The 22,916-nt window shown below is 59.1% G+C and carries 22 protein-coding genes and 1 pseudogene; 15 read left to right on the top strand and 8 right to left on the bottom strand.

The features are described 5' to 3' along the window. The 4 genes and pseudogenes from AC0L2X_RS29125 to AC0L2X_RS29110 form a co-directional block, all read left to right on the top strand. Positions 1 to 210, top strand: a pseudogene (locus AC0L2X_RS29125) (hypothetical protein); the annotation flags it as partial. A gap of 822 nt (positions 211 to 1,032) precedes the next feature. Further along, positions 1,033 to 3,285, top strand: coding sequence for an amylo-alpha-1,6-glucosidase (locus AC0L2X_RS29120; protein ID WP_473553652.1), 2,253 nt, complete (start codon positions 1,033 to 1,035; stop codon positions 3,283 to 3,285). 560 nt (positions 3,286 to 3,845) lie between these two features. After that, positions 3,846 to 4,730, top strand: a complete 885-nt coding sequence (locus AC0L2X_RS29115) for a hypothetical protein (protein WP_473553701.1) — start codon at positions 3,846 to 3,848, stop codon at positions 4,728 to 4,730. 488 nt (positions 4,731 to 5,218) lie between these two features. Next, a complete protein-coding gene (locus tag AC0L2X_RS29110; RefSeq protein WP_473553650.1) occupies positions 5,219 to 5,524 on the top strand; it encodes a hypothetical protein in 306 nt (101 codons plus the stop codon). 744 nt (positions 5,525 to 6,268) lie between these two features. Here the strand turns inward: AC0L2X_RS29110 and AC0L2X_RS29105 are convergent. The 3 genes from AC0L2X_RS29105 to AC0L2X_RS29095 all read right to left on the bottom strand — a co-directional run bounded on the left by AC0L2X_RS29105 (position 6,269) and on the right by AC0L2X_RS29095 (position 9,270). Then, the gene (locus AC0L2X_RS29105; protein WP_473553648.1) at positions 6,269 to 6,445 is read right to left on the bottom strand and encodes a hypothetical protein; all 177 of its coding nucleotides are present in this window, start codon (positions 6,443 to 6,445) and stop codon (positions 6,269 to 6,271) included. 388 nt (positions 6,446 to 6,833) lie between these two features. Beyond that, the gene (locus AC0L2X_RS29100) at positions 6,834 to 7,268 is read right to left on the bottom strand and encodes a CopG family transcriptional regulator (RefSeq protein WP_473600853.1); all 435 of its coding nucleotides are present in this window, start codon (positions 7,266 to 7,268) and stop codon (positions 6,834 to 6,836) included. Positions 7,269 to 7,272: 4 nt separating this feature from the next. Then, complete coding sequence (locus tag AC0L2X_RS29095; RefSeq protein WP_473553700.1) at positions 7,273 to 9,270, bottom strand: conjugal transfer protein TraG; 1,998 nt, start codon at positions 9,268 to 9,270, stop codon at positions 7,273 to 7,275. A 417-nt stretch (positions 9,271 to 9,687) separates the two neighbouring features. Between AC0L2X_RS29095 and AC0L2X_RS29090 the strand changes: the two genes are divergently transcribed. Beyond that, complete coding sequence (locus AC0L2X_RS29090) at positions 9,688 to 9,972, top strand: hypothetical protein (RefSeq protein WP_473553645.1); 285 nt, start codon at positions 9,688 to 9,690, stop codon at positions 9,970 to 9,972. Positions 9,973 to 10,040: 68 nt separating this feature from the next. On the opposite strand, the gene ligD is transcribed toward AC0L2X_RS29090, so the two are convergent. Beyond that, positions 10,041 to 11,795, bottom strand: a complete 1,755-nt coding sequence (gene ligD, locus AC0L2X_RS29085) for a DNA ligase D (protein ID WP_473553643.1) — start codon at positions 11,793 to 11,795, stop codon at positions 10,041 to 10,043. Positions 11,796 to 11,981: 186 nt separating this feature from the next. Between ligD and AC0L2X_RS29080 the strand changes: the two genes are divergently transcribed. Together AC0L2X_RS29080 and AC0L2X_RS29075 are read left to right on the top strand one after the other, a co-directional pair. Further along, the gene (locus tag AC0L2X_RS29080; RefSeq protein ID WP_473553641.1) at positions 11,982 to 12,257 is read left to right on the top strand and encodes a hypothetical protein; all 276 of its coding nucleotides are present in this window, start codon (positions 11,982 to 11,984) and stop codon (positions 12,255 to 12,257) included. 308 nt (positions 12,258 to 12,565) lie between these two features. Next, complete coding sequence (locus AC0L2X_RS29075) at positions 12,566 to 12,751, top strand: hypothetical protein (protein ID WP_473553639.1); 186 nt, start codon at positions 12,566 to 12,568, stop codon at positions 12,749 to 12,751. Positions 12,752 to 12,899: 148 nt separating this feature from the next. Here AC0L2X_RS29075 and AC0L2X_RS29070 read toward each other — a convergent pair whose 3' ends face one another. Beyond that, positions 12,900 to 13,226, bottom strand: coding sequence for a hypothetical protein (locus AC0L2X_RS29070; protein WP_473553637.1), 327 nt, complete (start codon positions 13,224 to 13,226; stop codon positions 12,900 to 12,902). Between the two features lie 16 nt (positions 13,227 to 13,242). Here AC0L2X_RS29070 and AC0L2X_RS29065 point away from each other — a divergent pair, with 16 nt between their 5' ends. The 3 genes from AC0L2X_RS29065 (at position 13,243) to AC0L2X_RS29055 (ending at position 14,166) form a co-directional block, all read left to right on the top strand. Then, positions 13,243 to 13,500 (top strand): hypothetical protein, encoded by a 258-nt coding sequence (locus AC0L2X_RS29065; RefSeq protein ID WP_473553635.1) that lies wholly within the window; start codon positions 13,243 to 13,245, stop codon positions 13,498 to 13,500. A gap of 219 nt (positions 13,501 to 13,719) precedes the next feature. After that, positions 13,720 to 13,908 (top strand): DUF3606 domain-containing protein, encoded by a 189-nt coding sequence (locus tag AC0L2X_RS29060; RefSeq protein WP_473553633.1) that lies wholly within the window; start codon positions 13,720 to 13,722, stop codon positions 13,906 to 13,908. Between the two features lie 24 nt (positions 13,909 to 13,932). Then, positions 13,933 to 14,166 (top strand): DUF6894 family protein, encoded by a 234-nt coding sequence (locus tag AC0L2X_RS29055; RefSeq protein WP_292665332.1) that lies wholly within the window; start codon positions 13,933 to 13,935, stop codon positions 14,164 to 14,166. A 13-nt stretch (positions 14,167 to 14,179) separates the two neighbouring features. Here the strand turns inward: AC0L2X_RS29055 and AC0L2X_RS29050 are convergent, their stop codons facing one another. The 3 genes from AC0L2X_RS29050 to AC0L2X_RS29040 all read right to left on the bottom strand — a co-directional run bounded on the left by AC0L2X_RS29050 (position 14,180) and on the right by AC0L2X_RS29040 (position 15,236). Continuing rightward, positions 14,180 to 14,593 carry a hypothetical protein gene (locus AC0L2X_RS29050; RefSeq protein ID WP_473553631.1) on the bottom strand — a complete coding sequence of 138 codons (414 nt, stop codon included), beginning with the start codon at positions 14,591 to 14,593 and terminating at the stop codon, positions 14,180 to 14,182. Then, the gene (locus AC0L2X_RS29045; protein WP_473553629.1) at positions 14,590 to 14,823 is read right to left on the bottom strand and encodes a hypothetical protein; all 234 of its coding nucleotides are present in this window, start codon (positions 14,821 to 14,823) and stop codon (positions 14,590 to 14,592) included. The genes AC0L2X_RS29050 and AC0L2X_RS29045 overlap by 4 nt, the downstream gene beginning before the upstream one ends. 113 nt (positions 14,824 to 14,936) lie before the next feature. After that, positions 14,937 to 15,236 (bottom strand): hypothetical protein, encoded by a 300-nt coding sequence (locus AC0L2X_RS29040; protein ID WP_473553628.1) that lies wholly within the window; start codon positions 15,234 to 15,236, stop codon positions 14,937 to 14,939. A 231-nt stretch (positions 15,237 to 15,467) separates the two neighbouring features. Here AC0L2X_RS29040 and AC0L2X_RS29035 point away from each other — a divergent pair, with 231 nt between their 5' ends. From AC0L2X_RS29035 to AC0L2X_RS29015, 5 genes are all read left to right on the top strand, one after another. Further along, on the top strand, positions 15,468 to 16,610 hold the full coding sequence (locus AC0L2X_RS29035; protein ID WP_473553626.1) for a helix-turn-helix domain-containing protein: 1,143 nt from the start codon (positions 15,468 to 15,470) through the stop codon (positions 16,608 to 16,610). Positions 16,611 to 17,030: 420 nt separating this feature from the next. After that, positions 17,031 to 18,680 (top strand): putative bifunctional diguanylate cyclase/phosphodiesterase, encoded by a 1,650-nt coding sequence (locus tag AC0L2X_RS29030; RefSeq protein WP_473553698.1) that lies wholly within the window; start codon positions 17,031 to 17,033, stop codon positions 18,678 to 18,680. A 154-nt stretch (positions 18,681 to 18,834) separates the two neighbouring features. Then, the gene (locus tag AC0L2X_RS29025; RefSeq protein WP_473600852.1) at positions 18,835 to 19,377 is read left to right on the top strand and encodes a ubiquinone biosynthesis methyltransferase UbiE; all 543 of its coding nucleotides are present in this window, start codon (positions 18,835 to 18,837) and stop codon (positions 19,375 to 19,377) included. Continuing rightward, positions 19,374 to 20,552, top strand: coding sequence for a methyltransferase domain-containing protein (locus AC0L2X_RS29020; protein WP_473600851.1), 1,179 nt, complete (start codon positions 19,374 to 19,376; stop codon positions 20,550 to 20,552). The genes AC0L2X_RS29025 and AC0L2X_RS29020 overlap by 4 nt, the downstream gene beginning before the upstream one ends. Further along, entirely contained in the window at positions 20,549 to 22,915 is a 2,367-nt protein-coding gene (locus tag AC0L2X_RS29015) for a SpoIIE family protein phosphatase (protein ID WP_473600850.1), read from the top strand. Before AC0L2X_RS29020 ends, AC0L2X_RS29015 begins: the two co-directional genes overlap by 4 nt. Position 22,916: the final 1 nt, after the last annotated feature.

Raw genomic sequence — 22,916 nt, 5'->3', positions numbered from 1 at the left:
CGCGCACGAGTGCGGCAGACGTTCGAGAAGCGGTTCACGGTCGAGCGCATGTGCAGCGATTATGTGGCACTCTACCGAGCAATCATGAACACCGGAACAGCCACACTTGGGTTCGATCGCGATGAGAGCATGCGCGGTCGAGCGCGCTCCGCGCCGTTGGGGCTGCCTGCGCAGGCCCCGAATCTTCATCGCATGCCACCTGGTCCCTGAAGTGCCGCAGTATTCGAACCGTCTGGTGCAGACGGTGCTGCCAATGTGGTGTCCATCATTGTGGGTCGCGCGACTTCACGCCTTTGGGTCTAGCTCGGTGGGGGATATCGGACTGGCCTGGTTTTCAGAACCGCAGCGGTCGTTTGCACCGTGGAGGATGCAACCAGCGTGGGGCCGTCGCCCCGGCGGCGGTCGACGTTCTGGAACCCCTCTCTGCTCACCCCACGGGAGCGCGCGGCTTTGGGCTGACCCTCATCTTATGTGGGCAAAATGGGTTGCGCACCCAGCCGTTCTCCTTGTTGACAGCCGCCGAGAATACACCAGTTTGAGCGGAAGACACTTCGAAGGTTGGCGCCCGCAAGCACCTGAAGCCGGCGACTATTTTGATGAAAGACGGTGGAAGACAACTCCGGATGGACGCGTGCCGTCGCAACGACCAGATTGCAGCGTCGCCGGGCCTCGCCAGGAAGCATCCATCTTTCTCCGGCCCGCGCGCTGGCGGATGGCAGACCACCGGCTCGATCCTGGTGGCGAACAGCAGACGTGCGCAACGGCCGTGGGCTCACAGGTTCGCCCAGCTGCTCGGGATGGATGAGGTGAGGCTCGCCGCGCGTGCTTCTGGTTCGGCTGGAGGATGTGCTCGCCAGGACGGGCTTGACAGTTCTGCTGGAGGGGGCGGGTTTGTCCGCCTCTGTTCGCGGCTATGTGCTCGAAGCCGGTCAGATTGTTCGAGCTCATCGATGACCGGCTGGTGGATCACCTACCTCGGATGTAATTTTGTGACGATCTGGGGCCAGGCGTTCAAGGCAGACGTCAGGTCTCGTGGCCGAAGATCGCGGCGGCGGCCGACACCGGCCGTTCAATCTGTTCCCGTGGATGGTGATCGATCGGGTGACGGTTGAACAAATGACACTAGAGATCACAGTCGGACCGCCGCGTCTGGCGATCAACCAGGGACGCAGCTTCCTTGTCACCGAACCGGATGGCCAGATCGCCTGGCCCACGTATAACGGGTTGTATGCGTCTGACACACGCCTGATATCCAGCTGGCAGATCTATGCCAATGGGCAACCATGGGACCTCCTCAGTTCCGGAAACATCGCCTACTTCGCCGCCAAGATCTATGTGGTCAATCAGGCGTTCGCGACCGAAACGAACCATGTGCCAGCAGGCAGCCTGGGGCTGGTAATCGGCCGCGCCTTGGATGGTGGGCTGCATGAGGATTTTGAACTCGTAAACCACGGGCAAAAGCCAGTGCGGTTCAATTTGGAAGTTGCCATGCGCAGCGACTTTGCCGATCTTTTCGAAGTCAAGGCCGACGCAATCATCCGCCGCGGACGTATTACCACGGAATGGTCGTCCAGAGCGGCGAGCCTTCGTACCTCCTACGTAAATCGGGACTTCAAGCGAGACGTCATTGTCAAGGTCCGCCGGACGGCCACAAAGCCCGTCTATGCCAATGGCCGGATCAGCTTCGACATCGTGCTCGAACCGGGCGCGACATGGCATGCTTGTCTTCTCTACGACTTTGGCAATGGCGAGACAATCTATCGGGCACCGCGAGCCTGCATTGACAAATGCCTCGAGTCGAACGCTGCAAAACGCCTCGCGGGATGGCAAGGCAGCGCATTGAAGTTCAACTGTTCCAATGACGAATTTCATCGCTTCTACCATCAGGCGGTCGAGGACATGGCCGCGCTGCGGCTGCCGATCGAAGGCACGGACGAACTAGAATACGTGCCGGCCGCCGGACTACCCTGGTTCATAAGCCTGTTCGGGCGCGACAGCCTGATAGTCTCGCTTCAGAATGCCCTGGTCTACCCAGATTTTTCGCGCGGCGCCTTGGACGTTTTAGGGCGATTTCAGGCCACCGAACGAGACGACTACCGGGATGCGGAACCGGGCAAGATAATGCATGAGCTTCGCACTGGCGAACTCGCCCATTTCAATTTGATCCCCCATACGCCCTATTACGGCACGGCCGATGCCACGCCTTTGTATCTGATCGTGCTCCACAACACTTGGCGCTGCACCGGTGACGCCAGCCTGCTCAAGCGGCACATGGCAACCGCCGAGAAGTGCCTGGATTGGATTGACCGGTATGGGGACCGTGACGGCGACGGTTTCCAGGAATACGAAACCCGCTCGGCTGCGGGGTACGAGAACCAGAGCTGGAAAGACGCCGGTGACGCCTTGGTTTATCCCGACGGCACCCTGGTGAAGGGACCCAAGGCGCTTTGCGAATTGCAAGGCTATGTCTATGACGCTTGGCAGCGCATGGCTGAAATCTTCGATGCCACAGGCGATGGCAGTCGTGCCGGGCAGCTTCGCCTCAAAGCCAAGAGCTTGTTCGATCGATTCAACCAGGTCTTCTGGGACGAGGCATCCGGCTTCTACGCGTTCGCGTTGGATGGCGACAAGAAGCCGGTGCTGAGCGTCGCTTCCAACCCCGGTCACTGCCTTTGGTCGGGAATAGTCCCACCCGAACGAGCCGCCAGGGTGGTGCATAGGCTGATGAAGCCAGATATGTGGAGCGGTTGGGGGATCAGGACGCTTTCGGCCGATCACCCAGCCTACAATCCACATTCCTATCAACGCGGCTCCGTATGGCCGCATGACAACGGTCTGATTGCGCTCGGCTTCCGGCGCTATGGCTTTTTCGCGGAAGCCTGTCGCCTATCTCGCGACGTGAGCACCGCCGCAATCTACTTCATGCAACATCGAATGCCAGAGCTGTTCGCCGGATTGCCGCGGACGCCTACTACTTTCCCCGTGCAGTATAAGGGAGCGAACGTTCCGCAGGCATGGGCGGCCGGATCCTGCTTTTCGCTTCTGCAGGCAATCATCGGCTTTCAGCCCGATGCTCCAAATGGCAAGCTGTACATTGATCCCAGGCTACCCGACTGGATCGAGGAACTCACCTTGAACGACATGCGCCTCGGCAAAAATCGCCTCGAACTCCATTTCTGGCGCGTCGGCGCCGAGACCCGTTGGCAAGTGCGCGGCGGCGATCCTTCACTGGTGGAAGCGCGAAGTTGTGCCACCGGGCCGAACTTGCGCTCGGCCTGCATATGAGGGTTCGCTCGCTGTCGCCTCTCCGGGAGCGGATGCCTTCATGCCCGTGAGCCGCCGTAACCAATTCGTATGCAGTCGTAGGGCGAACCGTTTACGTCGAGGTTCCGATGGTGGTCACCCTCAAGCCGATCCGCTCGATTGCTCCCGTGGATTGTCGTTACAAAGCTCGCTTGCCCCGCCTCGAAGTGCTTCAGCTGTCGTCCTTGTAAGACTTGGCGGCTTCATCGATCTTGCGCCAATCGTTTCCGTGGCGCCGCACAAGCTCTCGCGCCTGGGCTGGCGATATACTTTGCGTTTCGACGATGTGGTTTACTTCCGTCTCCTCGCCTTTCAGGGGGCGCGAACGAGGGCTCGTTGGCCGTCTGGCCGTTGGTTTTTTTGCATCTCGTCTGGGCATGAATGGACCTCTGCTGGTGCAGTATAAACGGTCCAGCGCGGCGAAGGTTTCGCCGCGCTGGCGCGTCGAGCGGCTTCACCGATCGCCTCATGCGTTCTGGCGTTCTTGGACCCAAATGAGCTGCACCGCGTTGTTTTCGAGCAGTGCTGTGCTTCGCAATCTGATGGAAAACTCCGACGCCCCTGCTGCACCGCAGCCAGCTCCTGGTGCCGAAGCGCGCTTTCCGTACGATCGCGCGACGGTTGAGCGGTTTCGACAGACATTCCCGCGCGCCAGGTGGAGCGACGAGCGCAGAAGCTGGTTCGTCCCCGGAAAGACTGCAGCGCGGCGCATCCAGCGCTGGCTTGCGCAAGAGGCGAATTTACGAGTAGCACATGATGACAGCAAAGGACGGGACGCCTTCGCCTTCGATCCCCTGTCGAGCCGGTATCTGGAAGTGGCGGAGGACCTGCGCATCCGCACGCCATATTCGCGGACGGTCCTTGAGGAACTACGAGCCGTTCCATGGGCGAGCTGGGACGACGAACTGCGGGCCTGGAGGGTGCCCTTCCGCTCCTACGAGGAGTTGAGGCGCCATTGGCCAAGCATCGAAAGGGCCGCAGGCCGCGCAGAACCGGAGGAGAGAAAACGGCGACGGGAAGCGTCCAAAGACTCCGAGGAACATAAAGCCGCCAGATTGCGGTATGCCGAACGCAGGCGACGTCGCTATCCACTGCCCCCTGACGATTTACCCCGGCTTGCCCGTCCCGTGGCAACGGAGCAATACGGCATCGTGGTCTTCACCGAGATTTCGGGTGAACTCGTCGACGCCTCGGAGTTAGCAGCGTTCTATCCGCATTTGATCGAGGCGAACGTCGACCATGTCTGGGGCAGATGGCGTCCGGCGACGTTGGCTGAATTGACTAGGACATGGCCCGCTCGGCGCACTGCCGGGTTAACGGAGCGGCAGCGAGGCTGGTGGCAACCAACGCTGCCCGAGCTCAGGATCGCTCGCCAAAACGCTCGTAGCCTGGCGCGAAGAAGGGCAAGGCTTGTGTCATCGTTCTAGCAGCGTCGATGATCTGGCTCCGATAATCCGCGTGGCAGGTAAGCCATCGACCGGCTTCTATGACGTTTGGAATACGACCGGCCGGGCCTAACGGTGGGCCGGTGATCAACTTCCGCTCCGGGGAGCCGTCGGTTTGGGTACAGCATACGATTCCTGCTTCCCGCGTGGCGTTCCTCGAATTTACCGGAACCACGTACCTGCAGGCGAAGGATCAATGCCGCTCCACGCTCCGCGTTTATAGCCATGGCCGGCCGAGAGCGAGTCCGCCGCCCCGCTAACACATGACTGGGCGGGCGCGCCAAGGTCATCCTGAATATCAAAGGGTTTCTGCAGACTTTTGACGCACAAGGCCGAGCCGAGGCCAACCGGGAGTGCATACCAGCTTGGAATTGTGCGGAACCGTACGAAGTCGATTGCAAGCAACCAACCTGGTTGGCCGGGCATTAATTTAGCAAAGCGTGAATTAGGAAAGCATCGGGAGGAAGACCATGCTGCACGTTAACATGCCTCGCGAATTTGAGGTCGGCGATGAGGTGGCGCTGGCAGGTATCGTCATCGCGATTCTTCCTAGCGGGCGCGCCAGGGTGAGCATTCCTTCGTATGACCATCCTTATGCGATTGATCCGCCACCGAAAGTTCGGGCCGGCGACAGAGTGGTTCTTGTTGGGGACGTCACCCGCGTCGATCGCGGGGCGAACAAGCTCACTGTGCGGATTGACTGCGGCGGGGTGATCACTGTCGACAAGTCGGCGATTACTCGGCTGAGAAAGCACCACCGGACTTCAGCGGGTTGACGCTCCGGATGCACGGCCGGTGTCGGCGCAGGGAAGATGCAAGGGCCTTTGAACAGAACAACGGTGCGGCGCTGTCCAGCCGGACCTGGAGCGGTCGAACGGAGAAATGGGAGCTCGATGACTAGGGCACGCGTCCAGCGCAGCGCGCCCCCTGGCGTCTTCCCGGTTACTGGTGAAGCAAGTCAAGTCGGGCCATCGCAAGCGCGCTTCACCTGCAGTCCGCCCTCGGCAACAGGCGGCTCGCCCGTCCAAGACGCGTAGCATGTGCCTTCGCGTGAAGGCACGCGGGCACCGCGATCGATCGTAACCTTTCTCTGCAACGAGCGACTGTTCCCCGATGAGCAGTTTCAATCGCGATAGGCTCCGGTTAGTACGCATTATGGAGATCACATGCTCGTTCCGGCCCCCGGTGCCGGCAAAGGTCTGCTTCGGAGCGTCGCGAGGGAGTTGGGCGACATACTGCGGTAGAATAAGCGTCCCCCTGGGTTAACGACCCCGTCAGTGACGGCCACGCCGCTCGGTCACGGCCAGGGCCGCATCGAAAACGCCGCAACGGCAATCAGGTCGTCGCTGAAAACCCGCAAAGTAGCTGTCACCACATAGCGTGCCGGCGAGGCTCCGCCCTGGCGACGGGATTCGTTGTAGGCCGACCGGACTGCAACGCCGGCGAGATGAGCGAGAACTTACCTCGGTGTTGGTCTCGAACAGGGTCGACGTTCGTCGACGAACGTCGGTGACTGCCGACTACGAGTCGAGGTCGTAGGGCTCGTGGCCCAGCTCGTTGTGATGAAGCGCCTCTGCCATACACCTGATATCGAACGCTTGGCCGCACGCCGGGCAGACGACGAAATACTCCTCCTCCCGAAGTGGCGACGCGTCGTGGTGTTGAGGAATGACGATCTCATTGTATTCGTCGGGCATTGGGTCCTCCGGCAACCCGCCCGCTATGCTGGAACGCTTGCCGGCAGGATTTGTTTCAAAGTTATTGCGCCTAAGGAAAGGCCCGATGTCCGGTTTCGACAGCGATGCCGTGCCACCAGGCAGTCCAAAATGATTACCATCTGCAACTTTTGCTTACGGCACGGGCAAGAACCTGTTCCTCCGGCGGCAAGGCTCGAATTCAACCCAGCATGCGCGGTCGAAAGAACTCCAAGCGGCAACGCACCTGTTGGCCGAGATCGACTGTGGAGACGGATGCCGAGCTCGCCGCTCCGATGAAAAGGTGATTCTGATGGGTATCAGCTGCGCAAAGTAGCTCCGCAATCGGGCACCGGGGTTGGGCTGTTGAAGCGCCGATCTTGCCGCCAGCTCATCCAGCTGATGGCGGCGCTGGCGGGACATCGTCGGCTATCTCCTGCCTGAGCCTTGGTCCTTTGCTGAGCCGGCGACCGAGCGCATCGACGAAATTGTCGTAGCGCTGCAAACCCTTGGCGCGCGCCTCGGCTTGTGCCGATTCCGGCAAGGCTGGAGTCGAGTTGAGCCAAAACCGAACGAACAGTGCCAGCGTCTCAATAGCAATTCCGACGTCGCGCTCGACCCGCTGCACGCGTCGATCGATGTGGTCGAGGCGGCGAGTTATCGCCGCTTGCTTTCGCTCTTCGGCGTCCGGCGACAGGAACGACGCGAGCGCAGCCTCGGCGACCAGTGACAGCGAGACCTCGCGCCGCCCCGCGTAATCTGCCAGTGCCCTCATTACGTCAGGGTCGAGATAGGCAGACAGACGTCTTTTCTTGGCGTTCTTCATGCGCTCAAAGCTCAATGCCATCATTGGGGTCAAGGGCGGCCTGGCGTGCAGCGCGCCTCATAGCCTGATCGACACTGCGACGACGCAGGGCCTCATCGTCGGGCTCGTCACGATCAAGGTCGAACTCATCGTCGCAGCGTGGCGTTCGCTCCGGCGCGATGTCTTCGTGTTCGGGAAGCTCGGGCTGACGGCGAATGCCGCCATTGGCCGGATCCTCGTCCTGCTCGCCCGTGGCCGCGCTCAATTTCGGAGATTTGCTTTCCGGCTCAGCAAGGAGTGTCGTTTCGGTCCAGTCGTCAGAGCGAGCGTTTTGCATGGTCCCAGCGCTCCTTGGTGGCGGCAAGACGCGCTCGGCAAGACGCGGGTCGGCAAAGTAGCGTGCTTTCTTTGCACGGATTGGGAACTGGCCCGAGATCATGATGATCGCATCGGTCGGCGGCAGCTGCATGATCTCGCCTGGCGTCATCAGTGCACGCGCCGTTTCCTGCCGCGACACCATCAGATGCCCGAGCCAGGGCGACAATCTGTGCCCCGCATAGTTTTTCATGGCGCGCAACTCGGTCGCGGTCCCCAGAGAGTCTGAGACGCGCTTGGCTGTCCTCTCGTCATTGGTGGCGAAGCTCACCCGCACATGACAATTATCGAGGATGGAATTGTTCGGCCCGTAGGCCTTTTCGATCTGATTGAGCGATTGTGCGATCAGGAACGACTTGATGCCATAGCCGGCCATGAAGGCGAGCGCGCTTTCGAAGAAATCAAGCCTGCCGAGCGCCGGGAGCTCGTCCAGCATCATCAAAAGACGCTGTCGGTGGTCCTTCGCGTGGAGATCCTCCGTCAGTCGCCGTCCGATCTGATTAAGCACTAGTCGGATCAGCGGCTTTGTGCGACTGATGTCCGACGGCGGCACGACCAGATAGAGCGTCGTCGGCCGTGTCCCCTCGACGAGGTCTGCGATCCGCCAATCACAGCGTGACGTCACCTTGGCCACAACCGGATCCCGGTAGAGGCCCAGAAAACTCATGGCCGTCGAGAGCACGCCCGAGCGCTCGTTCTCGGACTTGTTAAGCAGCTCCCGTGCAGCCGACGCCACGACGGGATGCGGGCCTGCATCGCCCAAATGCCGCGTCAGCATCATGGCGCGCAGCGTTGTCTCGATTGGCCGCTCTGGATCGGAAAGGAAATTTGCCACGCCAGCGAGGGTCTTGTCTTTCTCCGCATAGAGCACGTGCAGTATGGCGCCTACCAGCAGCGCATGGCTGGTCTTCTCCCAGTGGTTGCGTCGTTCCAATGTGCCTTCTGGGTCGACCAGGACATCCGCCACGTTCTGCACATCTCGAACTTCCCACTCACCCCGTCGCACTTCCAGCAAAGGGTTGTAGGCTGCGGATCCAGCATTGGTCGGATCAAACAGAAGCACCTGGCCGAAACGGGCCCGCCATCCGGCCGTCAATTCCCAGTTTTCACCTTTGATGTCGTGGACGATTGCCGAACCCGGCCAGGTCAGCAGTGACGGCAGAACCAAGCCAACGCCCTTGCCGCTTCGGGTCGGTGCGAAACACAGCACGTGTTCCGGACCGTCATGGCGCAGATAGTGTCGGTCGAACGTGCCGAGCACCACCCCATCCTGACCCATCAGGCCGGCGGCCCTGATTTCGTCTCGCGTCGCCCAGCGCGCCGAGCCATAGGTCGTGGTGTCCTTTGCCTCGCGCGCCCGCCACAGCGACATCCCGATCGCAGCGGCGATCGCCATGAGGCTGCCGCTCGCGGCAATCGCTGCGCCCTCGAAGAAGATTCTCGGCGCATACGCGTCGTAGAAGAACCACCACCAGAAAAAAGCTGGCGGCGGATAAATGGGCTGTCCAGCCAGTTCGAACCAAGGTGGACCGAGTTGGGTTTGAAAGCCGAGCCGCCATGCTGTCCACTGTGTCGCCCCCCATGTCATCACGACGACAATCAAAACGGCGGTGAGGACCTGACCCCATAAGACCTTGCTTGCCGGCATCCGTCGGTTCCCCAAAATGGATGATTGCAAACAACCGAAAAGCTCGAATTCCCAAATCCGCAAGGCAAAAGTAGCAGCCAAAGCAGCAGGGCGTACCCGGAGGTGCAAAGACTTGCCCAATGCGGTCTCGAATTTTCCGGAAGGGCCTGGAAACTGTCGAGATTTGTCCGCTATGGGCTAGTTTCAGACATCTGTTGAAGGAGCATGCGACCACCTTGCTCCGGAGTCCGGCATCGTCTTTGCTCCGTGGGCGGCGGCGCAGACGATTAGTTCGTCCAGATCGAACATTGGACTGTTTGGCCCGTACCTGCGTGCCGAACCTTCTTCGAAAACACGCGATGAAGGCCGATTGCACATGCCCGAACCTCATTCGACGCAACATAGTCGGGAGGTCCAACGTACCAGCGCCAAATCGAGGTGGCGGCGGCACGCTTCCAGGTGAATTTCGATAAATTGACCGGGCCGTTGTGGCTGTATCGGCAGTCGATGGTCGCGGGCATTAAGCCCTTCTTCTCCATCGCTTTGGTGACCCTGGAGGCACTGCGCTGGGTGAGCCAGCCGGCCTTTTCGCTGCTCGAAGCCGCAGTGCATGCTGCCAGGGATATGCTCAAGGTCAAAAGCCCGACGACCAATGCGTTTCCTGCGGCTGATCGCCGACTGCCTTCCGGATTCTGCTTCATACCCGTCCTCAGAGCGAAGTAATCAGGCTAAAGAGGAGGGAGACGCGAAACAAGAGAGTGTGGCCTTTTCTTAGTCTAGATGCGGTGTCGTCAGGCAAAAGGACTTTGTAGTGTGAACGCATCGGGCAGTATTCCCTTTTCAAGCTGATTCCAGCTAACCGGAGCCGCTATCGGAAAGCCGGGGCGGGCCCGTGGCGAATAGGCCCCTACCGCCGTGTTGCCGCGCCCGTTGCGGAGATAATCCAGAAAAATGCGCTTTGAGCGGGCGGCTGGCGCAGCCGACAAAAGGTAGCGATCGGGATGCTTGCTGACCAACTGTTGCGCCAGCTTGCGAGCATACTGCCGAGCGGCGTCGTGGGTGACCGCAGCCTGCAGTGGCGCCATCACATGCACGCCTTTGCCGCCGGTCACCTTGGGCCAGCTATCGAGTCCTTCCGAACGCAGCACGTCTCGAAGCGTTAGAGCGGTCTCGAGGACCAACTCCCATTCGACCCCTTGGCCAGGATCAAGATCTATGACAACGCGGTCAGCATGCTCGATGTCGTCAACAGTTGCGTTCCAAGGGTGCAGTTCCACTGTGCCTATTTCGACCAAGCCAAGCAGGCCATCCAGATCATCGATCCAGAGTCTCACACCTTCGCCTCCCTCGCGCTTCTGGATGCGGAGTTGGTGCACGGCTTCCGGAATTTCGGGCAATTTGCCCTTGTGATAGAACGTTGTGCCGTGCGAGTGGCGAACAAGCTTGAGTGGGCGCCGGCCGAGATGGACAAGCGCCTTCTTCGCCACCTTCTTCCAATAGCCGATCAGATCCTCTTTCGAGGGCACGACCGCATCGGGCAGCAGTTGCAGAATGTTCTCGCGCGGGACGCCGAAAGGTTCATTGGGCGGCCGCGTCTTGCGGATCAATGGCGCGCCGGCCGGCGGGCTCACATCGTCGCGCAGCCCTTTGAACACCGCTTCGCGCAGCAGCCCATCATCGGTGATGCCGCTATACTGGATTTCGGCCTCGACTGCCGGCCGCACCCAAGTGGCCTTTGGCTTGTCTATTGGTTCGGCGAGTGGAGATTTACTGATGATCAGTGGGTCCAGCCGTTCGCGCACTTCGCGTGCGTCGGTGAGGCTGTAGCCACTCTGCGCCTTGCCTGCGTAGTGGATGCGATTGCCCTTGCGACGGCCGAGATAGAGCGAGGCAATCCTGCGTGGCCGCGCACCCAACTTCTCGACGAAGGCGACGATCGGAAAATTGTCGCTCTTGACGCATTTGAGCTTGAGCCAGCTCTCCTGCCGGCCGGAGCGATAAGGGGAATCGGCACGCTTGGAGACAATACCCTCAAGGCCCATTTCGCACGCGTGCGCGAACACAGTTGGGCTGTCGCCTTCCACATGATCGACATAGACGAGCGCCGGGGGCGCGTCTTTCAATAGACGTTGCAATGCCCCCTTGCGCTCGAGCAGCGGAGCCTCACGCAGATCTTTGCCGTTGAGGTGGAGGAGGTCGAAGGCGTGGAAGACCAGCGTCATCGACTCGGCCTTTCCAAGTTCCCGGCGTAGCGCCTGGAAATCCGGACGCCCCGTGGCGCCGAACACTGTCGCTTCGCCATCGATGATTGCCAGCTTCGCTTTTAGCTCAGCCGCAGCGCGGACGATCGGGAGGTATCTGTCGGTCCAGTCGTAGCCGTTTCGTGTGAAGGCCTGCACCCGCCCCAAATGAATGATCAGCTGTGTGCGGTAGCCATCATACTTGATTTCGTGAATCCATCCGCTTCCCTTAGGTGGCTTATCGACCAGCGTGGGCATTTGAAATTCAATGAACGACAGCCGGCCAACGCCAAGCTCGGTAAGCATGCACCCGTCACTCCAAACACTGCGAATTTGATTCAATATCGCTGGTTCGAATCGGTTCCGAAACAAAGCGCAGGTCGGGCGCAGTTCGCACCCTCTCCATAATTGGCGATCTCTTGACGACCGCCAAAGCCGCCCCAGACTCATGGACATGGCTTGGAAAATTGAGGACATCAATGTCGGCGACGAGTGGCAATTGCCGTCACGGTCCTGAAGCTGCTCGACGACGGCAGAGCTAGCGTCAGCATCCCCTCCTACGGATTTCCGCATTCGATCCCAGCACCGAAGAAGGTCAAACCGGGTGACGAGTTACAGCTAACAGGCGAAGTGGCGCGCGTGGACGAGGTGGATCGGACAGTGACCTTGAAAGCGGGGGCGCTGATCACCGTCGATGCGGACACCATCACGGCCTGGACGCCCAATTCGCGCAGAAAGATGGCTGTGCTCCGAGGCGAGGCGGATTGAAACCAACAACGAGGCCGCTACAAAGGCAAGGATCTTGATCGGCCGATCAATCCATCGGTCGCTTCGCCGACCTGACCGTCCAGCAAGCCCGAAAAGATCGACCAGAATTGGCTGGCCTCATTCAGGCGATAGTCCACTGCATCTTGGAAGCGCGATGGACCCGCGGGAGCTGATGGCGACCGACACATGACACAGAAGGAAATGCCAAGAGTCGAGGCACGAATGCCCTGGCTTGCCCGACGATGCCGTGCGACAGGCATGAGGGAACGACACGGTCCGCCATGAGTTAGTAAATCATGAGGAACGCGATGGAACTCCAGGGACGCGCGATGGCCGATGCCAGGGAGCGCATCAATCGGACCGAGCTCGCGCTCGAACGCACAGAAGAAATGTTGACCCAGAATATCGTGCTGTCCAACAGGATACGTACGCAACGGCGTCTGGTGGAGGCCGCAGTCCGCTTGGTGAAGAACGATTCACCAGCAATAAAGTAGCGAGTGACTGAGCCTTGCTATCGCGCGCGATGATGCGCGCCAGCCGGCCACGAAAAACGCGATTACTCTGACGGCTGAGTTTGACCCACCAGGCCGAGGCCCTAGCCAAAGCCATCATCGAAACGGTCGACCGGCTGCCCCGATAGGGCTACTTCTCATCGTCGAATCTCTGCAAGGAAGCGCTGCGTATATATTTATGCTCGCCGCGGAGGCACTTGACGCGCTGCTTGACCTCTCCCGGCTTGACCCACTGCGTCGCTGGTCGCTTCTTGACGCCCTCCGGAGGAGGCCCGGCATGTTCTTGGACCCGCTTCCACAGCCGTTCCTTCACATCGAGCCCCAGACTGATGAAGAACCGACATACTTCCCGGCGCCTGGCTCCGCCAGCAAGGCGAATGCGGCCTTGCCGGGCTCCCTCGGCGCGCGTGGAAACGATCCCCTCGAGCCCCGCCTGGTCGGCGAGATAGAAGATCACCTTGGGATCTCCGGGGATGGCTTCGCTGAACTGGATCCTGCTGTTTGGCTTGATGATGCCGAACAGGATTTATGCGGCGCGCCTTGCAGCCGACGTCGCGCAGATCGTGGCCGTCGAGATGCATGATGTTAAAGGCGCCGAGGGATCATGGCGCGGCTTCGATGGGGCCGGTATATTTGCTCGTCCAGTTCGCACCGCTCCCCGTGAGGCGCGAATGTCGTCGAGGCTGTTTATGACGATCTGCGTTCGAAAGCCGTCGGGTTTGATCTCGTGAATCCAGTGCTCACCCTCCCGCGGCTTTGAGACCAGCTTGGGCACCCTCGGCGGAATGAACTCGAGGCGGCCGCCGCCGGCACTTACAACTTTACGCACCCAGTCAATACTAGGTACAAAGCTATGTTAGCCACAGTGAACGGAACGTGATTCCAGGGGTGTGGCAACGAAAGCTGCTTCCCGGCGTTGCTGTTGATCCGAATCCGAGAGGAGGACCAGAATGGCTGACGACAGGGGCAAGCGGGATTTCCGAGACCGCAACCGCGTATCGGTGGACGAAGAATATGAGGTAGAATACTTCGCCGGGCAAAACGGCCTGACGCCCGACCAGGTTCGGCAGTTGATCAAGACCTACGGCAACGATCGCGCCCGCCTTACAGAAGCAGCAAAATCGCTTCGTCTTAGTTGATCCTCGAACAGATGCACCAACGCAATGCCGCGATATTTCTTCGACTTCGCGGATGCCAATGACGTATATCCGGACGATCAAGGCACCGATCTTCCAGACGTGGAAGCTGCCAAGGTCGAGGCTGCAAAGGCCTTGGCGGCGATCGTGAAAGACAAGGCAGACGGTTCTGATCGCAGCTTTGCGATGATCGTTCGCACCGAGACGGGCGAGGTTTTGCTACACGCTAGGATCAAATTCGAAATTGAGATGGCGCACTAGAGGTGAGCGGGCGTCATAGAAAATACGCACGAGCGAGCGCGTACCCGGCCAAGATCAACATTGAAAGCACATAAAGAACCAGGAGCAACGGAACCACAGATGGTTCGCGATCGAAGGCGTCAGCTTCGTCCTGTTCCTCAAACAGGTTGTGGTCCAGCTTGGCTTTCGCGACCACCGTATGGTCCGGCCCAATTTTGCCGTCGGTCTCTCTCGAAATCTTCGTCGCGATATCCGCTCGGATCACTGGATCCTTCGGCAGGTCGCTCGAAAGCCGTTCGCAGATGCCAGCACGGCGTGAACCGATCAAGCGACTTGCACCAGGCAACCACTGGAGGGAGTAGTATTGAAACCACTGTGAACCCGTGCCCGCGGCGGTTTTCGAGTCCGGTGTCTTTGGCAACCGCGCGTCGCGACTGAACGGATTCATGCGACGCGCCTTCCCGCAGCCTTTTTCCGACGAGACTTGACCGCCTCAAGCAGTTCGCGCTCGCTGGTATGAGCATTTCGAAAAATGGCCACAACCATTACTGTCAAGGTTTCGGCAGCCGGGTCCAAAGGGTCGAGATGCTCATCCGCGCAGACCTGATCGAACACGCGTTCGCAAATAGCCAGGTCATGAGGGCTGAGGCAGGTGCGATTGAAATGCCGACGCAGCATCTGTGCGAACCTTTCAGGGCCCGCTGCCGTGCTTGCGGCGGGCTTTTGCTGATGAACCGCTGAAGCGATGGCTGTCTAAATGACAATGTCATCTGCAGTGCATAGGAATCAATTTACTTGGTTCCTGATTGCTCCGTTGTTAATCCTAGCATAAGCGCACACTCACGGGCTTTATATTGTCCAGTAATCATAAGTCTATAGTAATCCTGCCGCTTGTTTTCCGGGACGTGAAATCCGCGCCGAAATTCGGCTGCCTCTTTCGGAGTTCGGGTGCAACCGAGTTTGCTGGCGGTGACTTTCAAACTCGCCAGTGAGCATCCGACCTTTGCCGCAATGTTTTTCAACGGCTCGTTGTTACCGTATCCATCCAGAATTATCCTGCGACGAGTTTCGCTGTTGAGCCTAGTGGCCATTTTGGTGGTCTCCTCAACTGATATTCCACGATGCCCGATTCTATACGCACCAGGTTGAAGAGTGTCGTTGGCGTCGCATCCAGAAACTTATCTCGCAATGCATTTCTTGCCGTAATCCAGCGTGATCGCCGTTTCACTCGACTCGAGTTCACCAGTCTTGCCAGATGCCCGAGGTACACCACATGATTGAGACGGGCATGGGCATACCCGATTCGGATATGGCACCACGCGATGGACACTAAGCGGCAAGACGAGGTCCGCGCGGGGCAGCTGCGGGACCGTGATCGGCGTCGTTGGCCACGCGAAGATCAATCCCACAATGAAGACGCTCCATCGCCCGCGCCGGCGTTCGAACCTCTGTCCTTTTCGACGCTGGAACTGGCGCCAGAGGATCAGTTCGCCGCTTGGCAAGCGCATATGGCGCCGCTTGTCGAGGTCAGGTTGCCGGATGACAAATCATTGAACGATGGCTTTCCCGCCGACCACACGGCTTGGCATCTCGGGGGCATGCTGATGATTCAACAGCGCGCGCCGGCACATAGCTTCATGCGTTCCGCCGCGAAGCTCCGATCCAGTTCGATCGATCACTGGTATATCGTCTTGCCTCGTACCGGCCGGTCGTGGACGGAGATCGACCGCCTCGTTGCGGAAAACCAGCCGGGCAAGTTGGAGATCAGATCACTTGGCTATCCGTTTCGCGGGAGGGTAACGGACTCGGAAAGTCTTGTTCTCTATCTGCCGCGTGATTTGTTCTCTGATGCGGCGTCAACCCTCGATGCAAAGAACAATTCAATTCTGTCAGGTAACTTTGCCAACCTCTTGGTCGACTACGTCAACAGCATCGAAGCAAGGCTGCGCAGTCTCACCGCTGACGATCTACCCCGCATTGTGCACGCAACACGCAGCATGATCATTGCCTGCCTGGGGCCTCCGGCCGAACAGGCTGCGGCCGCCGAACAATTGAGAAGTGTCGCCCTAATGGAGCGAGCGCGTCGATACGTCCAAAACAATTTGGATGCAGCTCATCTCACACCGGATTCAATTTGCCGGGCGCTCGGCGTATCGCGCTCTCGTCTCTATCAGGTGTTCGAACCGAGCGGTGGCGTTCTCCACTACATACAAAGTCGCCGCCTTATGGCAGCCCATGTTGCGCTTAGCGATCCAGCGGACAGCCGGCGCATTGTTGAAATTGCTGAGGCCTTTGGGTTTAGCTCAGCGGCTAATTTCAGCCGAGCATTCAGCAAGGAATTCGGCTACAGCCCCCGCGAAGGCCGCAGTACTGTGGTATTGCCCCGCCCCGCCCACTCTGTTTCGCATGCCGGAGACAAGGAGGCCTCTTCCTTCGAAGGTTGGCTTAAGGCGCTCGGAAACTGATTACAGGATCGCGAAGCTGATTGGGCTGATTCAGAAGAGGGGTTGCCCGCGGTGGCGAAGGTCACGGCGCCTCATGAACCACAATATCTTCGTGTCGCGCCTACTGCGCATCAATCACACAGCTGATTCTGGCCAATTCACGATTTGTTAACGAACTGGGACGGTTCATCTTTATCGATAATTTGCCGCCAATCAAGGCGGAGAATACATGGAACTAACCTGCGGGCGACTCTTATTAAGACTGCGATTTGAAAGTTTGCCAAGCTCGGCAGTTATGCTATTTTTAGACTGGGGGGCGCGATTCTGCACCGCCTATGGAGGTGGTACTTGCCCTCAGAGGCTTCAGGCGTCGGCACCGAGAGTGAGGGGCTTTCATCGAGCGATGCTCCAAGTGTCGGCGAAGGCGTTCTGGCAGACCTTTTGGCGAACACGACCGAAATTTTGTCGTTCTATGACCGTGACTTTCGCCTGACGCACTACGCGGCCAGGCTCAAAGGCTTGTACGGAGGCGCGGTAGCGCCGGGCGCCGCCGTCTGGGAGATCTACCCGAGTTTTCTCGATACGAGCTATCGCGACGAATTTCTTCGTGTGTTCCAGGGTGGCTCTCCGGCCAGCATCGACTTGCCGCGATCATCGGGCGGAGCGCACCGGTCCGTTTTTGTGTTCACCACGGCAAATGGTGCGGGAATCATCGAATTAAGGGAGGACGGCGGGCGGAGCGCAGCGCAGGAACAAGAGCATGTAGTTCTGCTCCATCAGGCGACGCACGACGTGCTGACCGGACTGCAGAATCGGCGGCGATTCGGCGAGCGGCTGCAGCAGGCAATGGCGGCCCTCGGCGGATCAAAGCCGAAAGCCGCCCTTCTGCAAATCGACCTTGACGATTTCAAAGCGGTCAACGACACGCTCGGCCATGGAGCAGGCGACACTCTTCTTCAACTCGCGGCGGGTCGTATCCGCGACGCGCTGCAGGACGGCGAATCCGCTTACCGGTATGCCGGCGATGAGTTCGCTGTCATCCAATTGGGAAAGGAGCAGCCAGCAGAGGCTGAACGCCTCGCCGGATCTCTAGTCGACGCGTTCAAGGACCCGTTCCTCATCAACGGCATTCCCGTGTTCGTCGGCTCGAGTATCGGAATTGCTTTCGGGCCGGAGCACGGGACCGATGGCGAACAGTTGATGAAAGCCGCTGATATTGCTCTTTACGCGGCCAAGACAGATGGACGCGGCTGCGCTCGAACATTCAACCGTTCGATGCTGCTCTTGCTCGAGCAACGCGAGAATCTCAGGCGCAGCCTTCGAACCGCGCTGGAGCGCGGCGAGCTTTATCTGGAGTATCAGCCGCTCATTCGACCTCCCTCGTCAGTGACCGGTTTCGAAGCGCTGCTGCGGTGGCGGCACCCTGAGGTCGGAATCATTCCACCCAACGTGTTCATACCGATCGCCGAAGCTGACGGTCTGATGGACGAGATTGGGCGATGGGTGCTCGAGGAAGCCTGTCGCCAGGCGTTGACGTGGCCCTCCTCGCTGACAGTCGCAGTGAACCTGTCGCCGGCTCAGTTCCTTAGCGGTTCGCTGACGGACACCGTCGCTCAGGTCATCGACGCAGTTGGGATTGAAGCCGACAGACTTGAACTTGAGATAACCGAGAGGGTTCTACTTGAGAAGACGATCGACAATATAGACACACTGAATACGCTGAATGTCTTGGGAATAAGAATATCGCTAGACGATTTTGGAACATACTATTCTTCGTTGAGCTACCTAAAAAATTTTCCCTTCGATACGTTGAAGATAGATCAGTACTTTATTGCGGACTTGGAGACCGATCTCAAAAGCCAAACGATCGTGCGATCGATCATGAATCTGGCGCACGGCCTCGGGATAAATGTCACTGCCGAGGGGGTCGAGACAGCGGCACAGGCACGGTGGCTGATCAAGGAGAATTGCGATTGCCTGCAAGGCAACTTCCTGGGAAAGCCGCTTGGAGCCGAGGCGATCAGCGGTTTCATCAGGCGGTCTCCGCTGAGGGTGGTACGCGCGATGGAGGAATCAAAACAAGCGCTCTAGCGCCTTGCGCCCTTCGTTAACGGTGAGGCGGAGATTTGTAGAACGATCGAGGCAGATACCGCGAAATTCTTCGAGTCGGTGCGAGACTGACTCATTGCGGGCGCGGAGAAATTTTTCATCGCGGAGGCCATCACCCCGCGAGAGCTCAATACTGATGGAACAAGTGAGGATGCCGATGGGACCTGTTCATCATGACCTGGCTGGCGAGCCGACTTTTGAGCCGATGATCCAGATCGACATGGAAATCAAAGCGTTTGTCTCCGCTTGGAAGCATTGCGATTATGTCTCGACATACGTGGCCCGGATGATCAGTCAGAACAGGTCAGACTCGGTCCACCATTCAAATCTCTTTTCCTCTGCCTTCAACGAATTGCTGGAAGTCGCCTTTCGTACTCGCCATGCCGACGGCGAACTGGCATGCAGGGTGTCTCGCCATGGCGCGACGGACAGGATCGAGTTAACATTTCCTTGCGTGCCAGAGGAGCGCCAATTCTACGAAGAAGCCGTGTCGCAGTTCGTAGGAATGGAGGCCAGAGAGCGGTATCTCAATTCGGTGTCTGGGGATCTCGCGCCGAGCCGCGAGGTCGTACTCCTGGAATTGGCTGTTGACTACAACGCGACACTGTGGCTCGAGGACGCCGACGGCGATGCAATCAAGCTTGTCGTGGACCTTCCGCTTGAGGGCTTGCAACATTGAGCCCTTACGACCTTCTCCCGCGCTTCAAGGCGCAATACGACGCCAATAACCAGGAGTTCTCCATATCGGGAGTGGTCCGGCCTCAGGGGATCGATGAGCTTGGGCCGAGCATAGCATTGCTCCGCGATGCGATCGGCCATGTGCGCGGCGTTCTCTACGTCAATGTCAGGCGCCTGACGCAGATGAACAACGCTGCGTTTCACAGCTTTTCGAGGATCATCATCGACGCTTGTCGCGCTCGACCCGATCTCAAATTCGTGGTCATCACATCAAGCGTCGTCGGATGGACCTCGCGAAAATTCGGTCGCCTGAGCGCAATCGAACCGAACATCACGGTCGAGGAGTATGACACCGAATTCTATCCGGGGCAGGGTTTTCTTGAGGAAGGCGGGTTCGTACCCATCCTGCGCACTCAGACAACGATGACCTGGCGCCACGAGCGCGCAATCTTGCCGCGACACGGCATGAGGTCCGGGATCGTCATGGCTGACATCTGTTGCGGGATCGGTGATTTCGCCGTGCTCGCGCAGAAGGAGTTCCAGCCGTCGCGGATCGTCGCCCTCGACCACTCCATATCAAGCCTGAACTATGCTCGACGGGTGATGCGGGAGTTCGACATCCGGGGCATCGAATATACCTATGGCGATGCGTCGGAGATGCTGCTCGACGAAGCGCAGTTCGACTTGGTCACCTGCCGACATTCCCTTCAAATCTTCAATCGACCTGAACTCATTCTCAAGGAGCTCTACCGCATCTGCAAGCCGGGCGGTCGGGTCTACATCACCAACGAGAAGAATTCGCATTGCCTCGGCGAGCCGCGCGCCGAAAGCATTCGTTGGACCTACAACGAGGTGGCGAAGCTGTTCGGGCATTTCGAGATGGACGTCGAGCTTGGACCCAAGAGCCGGCGATACCTGATCGAAGCCGGATTCGAAGACATCCGTGTGGAGACCTTCATGGTCACTAACCTGGACGGGGATCCGCAGGACTTCGCCGACGTCATTGCAGCCTGGGCGGATGTCTATGCGGGCGAGATGGCGACCAGACGCGGCGATGGACCGGAGTTCGTCGCACGGTTTCGCCAGGGCTTCCAGGACCACATTTTCGCTGCGCTCCACCCCAAGGGTTATGCGGGTTGGCCGATCTGGGTGGCATCGGGGAGACGGCCGCAATGAAAGCCGATGATGGGCGAACACCGCGATTCGGCCTGCGCTCCTTTCGAGCGAAATTCGTATTGGTCGTTGGCGGCGCCGTCCTGTTCGACCTCCTGCTGAGTGGTGGCCTGGCGCTTTGGAATGTTCAAAAACTGTCGCGCGACGCCACATCCGAAGTCGGTGAGGGCCTGACGACCGCAAACCAAGAATACATTCGTTCCTATGCCGAATCGACAGCGTTAAGCGTCGACCTGCTGCTCGATCGAGTCCACGGGGACGTCAAGGCGCTGGCGGGCGTGCTGCAGGCCCAAATCGACGATCCAAGCAGGCAGCAACAGGTCGGGGCCACGCTTTCGAAGGAGGTGCCCGGCTCCGTGAGGGTCGTCTACAACGCACAGGGCGATTGGGCACAGAACCTGCCGGGAGCGCCTTCCGTGGTCAGCGTCTGGGGCTACCTGCTGGGCGCCGACCACAGTCCAATGCCAAGCGTTCAGCGGGAAATAGAAGACAGCACTGTGTTGGACCTCGTTGCGCCGACGCTCATGTCCAGCGGGTCGTCCAAACTGCAAATGTACTATATTGGTCCAAAGGAACGGCCGATCTTCAGGACCGTACCGTATACGGACCAGGCACAGACCTTCGACCGGCTCTATCCAGGCCACAACAAGGCGGAGTTCTGGGAGTTTTTCTTTCCGGGAATCTACGGGTCATGGCAGCAATGGGCCAAGGATCCAGCCTCGCGTCCGGTCCCTGACGATATCACCCAGACAGCGCCGTACACCGATGCGATCACGGGAAAGCTAATCGTCAGCTTTTTCCACCCGCTGTGGACGCGCGATCGCACCGGTATCGCTGGTACGGCGGGAGCAGACATCACTCTCGATCAACTCGCGGAAGTCGTCGAACGTGTGAAGATCGCTGAGACCGGGTTCGGCTTTCTCACAATGTCGACTGGCAACGTGGTGGCGATCAATCCGTCAGGCGAGGCAATCATCGGCCTGACTTCATCGAGCGATGCGGGCACCCAGGGCGTCACCGGCCTGGAGAGATCCCTGCGGGGAAGTACGCAGCCGGCTATCGCGTCGCTGCCTCTCGACCAGAACAATGACGGCGTCATTCAGCATGTCATGCTCGACGACAAGGGCGAACGCGTGCCCTACATTGTTGTCCTCAAAAGATTGAAGCCGACCAATCTGTGGAGTTCGGGACCGATCAAGTCCGAAATGATGTCGGTCGGGATCGTCGTTCCCGAACGAGAGATCTATGCATCCCTGTTCGCCGCGCAGAAGAGTATTTCCCGCGCAACCAACCGTATCCTGCTCTTTCAGATCGCCGCGATCGTCGTTTCGCTTCTGATTGTTTTTGCCGCCGTGCTCGGAATTTCGAAGCGGATCACCGCGGGCCTCAGGGCGCTTGCCAGCGCCGCCCAGCGGCTCCAGTCCAAAGACTATTCAGTCCGCGTGAGCATCCCAACGCGCGACGAAGTTGGAGCGGCAGGGGTGGCTTTCAATCGCATGGCTGAGCAGATCAGCTTTCACACGGAAAACCTCGAGCAACTCGTCGACGAACGAACCAGGGAACTTGGGGACGCAAATCAGGAGATTTCCGCACTCAACGAAAAGCTGCAGGACGAGAACGTTCGCCTTGGTGCCGAACTCGCGGTCGCCAGACAGATCCAGATGATGGTCCTGCCGAAGCAATTCGAACTAGAAGCGATTCCGGGGCTGGAGATCGCAGCCTACATGCGGCCGGCCGACGAGGTCGGCGGCGACTATTACGACGTCCTGCAGAACGGGCCACGGGTCAAGATCGGCATCGGCGACGTGACCGGTCATGGTCTCGAGAGCGGCGTGCTGATGCTGATGGTCCAATCCGTTGCACGTGCGCTGCAGGAGACCAACGAGGGGGATCCGCACCAGTTTCTCGATCGATTGAACAGGGCAATCTACAAGAACATCGAGCGGACGAACACCGGCAAGCATCTCTCGTTGGCCTTTCTTGACTTCGAGGACGAGCGGGTAACGCTATCCGGCCAGCATGAGGACGTTCTCGTCTTGCGCGCGGATGGGGAAGTTGAACGTATCGATACAATTGATCTGGGTCTGCCGGTTGGCTTGGAGAATGACATCTCGAAGTTCATTGCCACGCGTGACATCCTGTTCGGGAGCGGCGACGTGATCGTGCTGCACACAGACGGTGTGACCGAGGCCGAAGCCCAAGACAGAGAATTGTTCGGGTTCGATCGCCTCTGTCAGAGCGCACAAAAACGTCACGGCAGCAGCGCCGAGGACATCAAAACCGGGATTATCGACGATCTGATGGCCCATATCGGGGTCCAGAAGATCCACGACGACATCACCCTCGTGATCATAAGGCACAAATAGC

This window comes from Mesorhizobium sp. WSM4828, from assembly GCF_055811175.1.
This window is presented reverse-complemented; position numbering and strand designations above follow the sequence as displayed.

What these genes read in the sequence shown, in the direction of transcription:
- AC0L2X_RS29115 (WP_473553701.1), top strand. Translation starts at nt 3,846, where the DNA reads ATGGAAAACTCCGACGCCCCTGCTGCACCGCAGCCAGCTCCTGGTGCC.
- AC0L2X_RS29095 (WP_473553700.1), bottom strand. Translation starts at nt 9,270, where the DNA reads ATGCCGGCAAGCAAGGTCTTATGGGGTCAGGTCCTCACCGCCGTTTTG.
- AC0L2X_RS29015 (WP_473600850.1), top strand. Translation starts at nt 20,549, where the DNA reads ATGAAAGCCGATGATGGGCGAACACCGCGATTCGGCCTGCGCTCCTTT.
- AC0L2X_RS29025 (WP_473600852.1), top strand. Translation starts at nt 18,835, where the DNA reads ATGGAACAAGTGAGGATGCCGATGGGACCTGTTCATCATGACCTGGCT.
- AC0L2X_RS29065 (WP_473553635.1), top strand. Translation starts at nt 13,243, where the DNA reads ATGGCTTCGCTGAACTGGATCCTGCTGTTTGGCTTGATGATGCCGAAC.
- AC0L2X_RS29110 (WP_473553650.1), top strand. Translation starts at nt 5,219, where the DNA reads ATGCTGCACGTTAACATGCCTCGCGAATTTGAGGTCGGCGATGAGGTG.
- AC0L2X_RS29040 (WP_473553628.1), bottom strand. Translation starts at nt 15,236, where the DNA reads ATGGCCACTAGGCTCAACAGCGAAACTCGTCGCAGGATAATTCTGGAT.
- AC0L2X_RS29045 (WP_473553629.1), bottom strand. Translation starts at nt 14,823, where the DNA reads ATGCTGCGTCGGCATTTCAATCGCACCTGCCTCAGCCCTCATGACCTG.
- AC0L2X_RS29100 (WP_473600853.1), bottom strand. Translation starts at nt 7,268, where the DNA reads ATGAAGAACGCCAAGAAAAGACGTCTGTCTGCCTATCTCGACCCTGAC.
- ligD (WP_473553643.1), bottom strand. Translation starts at nt 11,795, where the DNA reads ATGCTTACCGAGCTTGGCGTTGGCCGGCTGTCGTTCATTGAATTTCAA.
- AC0L2X_RS29060 (WP_473553633.1), top strand. Translation starts at nt 13,720, where the DNA reads ATGGCTGACGACAGGGGCAAGCGGGATTTCCGAGACCGCAACCGCGTA.
- AC0L2X_RS29055 (WP_292665332.1), top strand. Translation starts at nt 13,933, where the DNA reads ATGCCGCGATATTTCTTCGACTTCGCGGATGCCAATGACGTATATCCG.
- AC0L2X_RS29075 (WP_473553639.1), top strand. Translation starts at nt 12,566, where the DNA reads ATGGAACTCCAGGGACGCGCGATGGCCGATGCCAGGGAGCGCATCAAT.
- AC0L2X_RS29050 (WP_473553631.1), bottom strand. Translation starts at nt 14,593, where the DNA reads ATGAATCCGTTCAGTCGCGACGCGCGGTTGCCAAAGACACCGGACTCG.
- AC0L2X_RS29105 (WP_473553648.1), bottom strand. Translation starts at nt 6,445, where the DNA reads ATGCCCGACGAATACAATGAGATCGTCATTCCTCAACACCACGACGCG.
- AC0L2X_RS29035 (WP_473553626.1), top strand. Translation starts at nt 15,468, where the DNA reads ATGGACACTAAGCGGCAAGACGAGGTCCGCGCGGGGCAGCTGCGGGAC.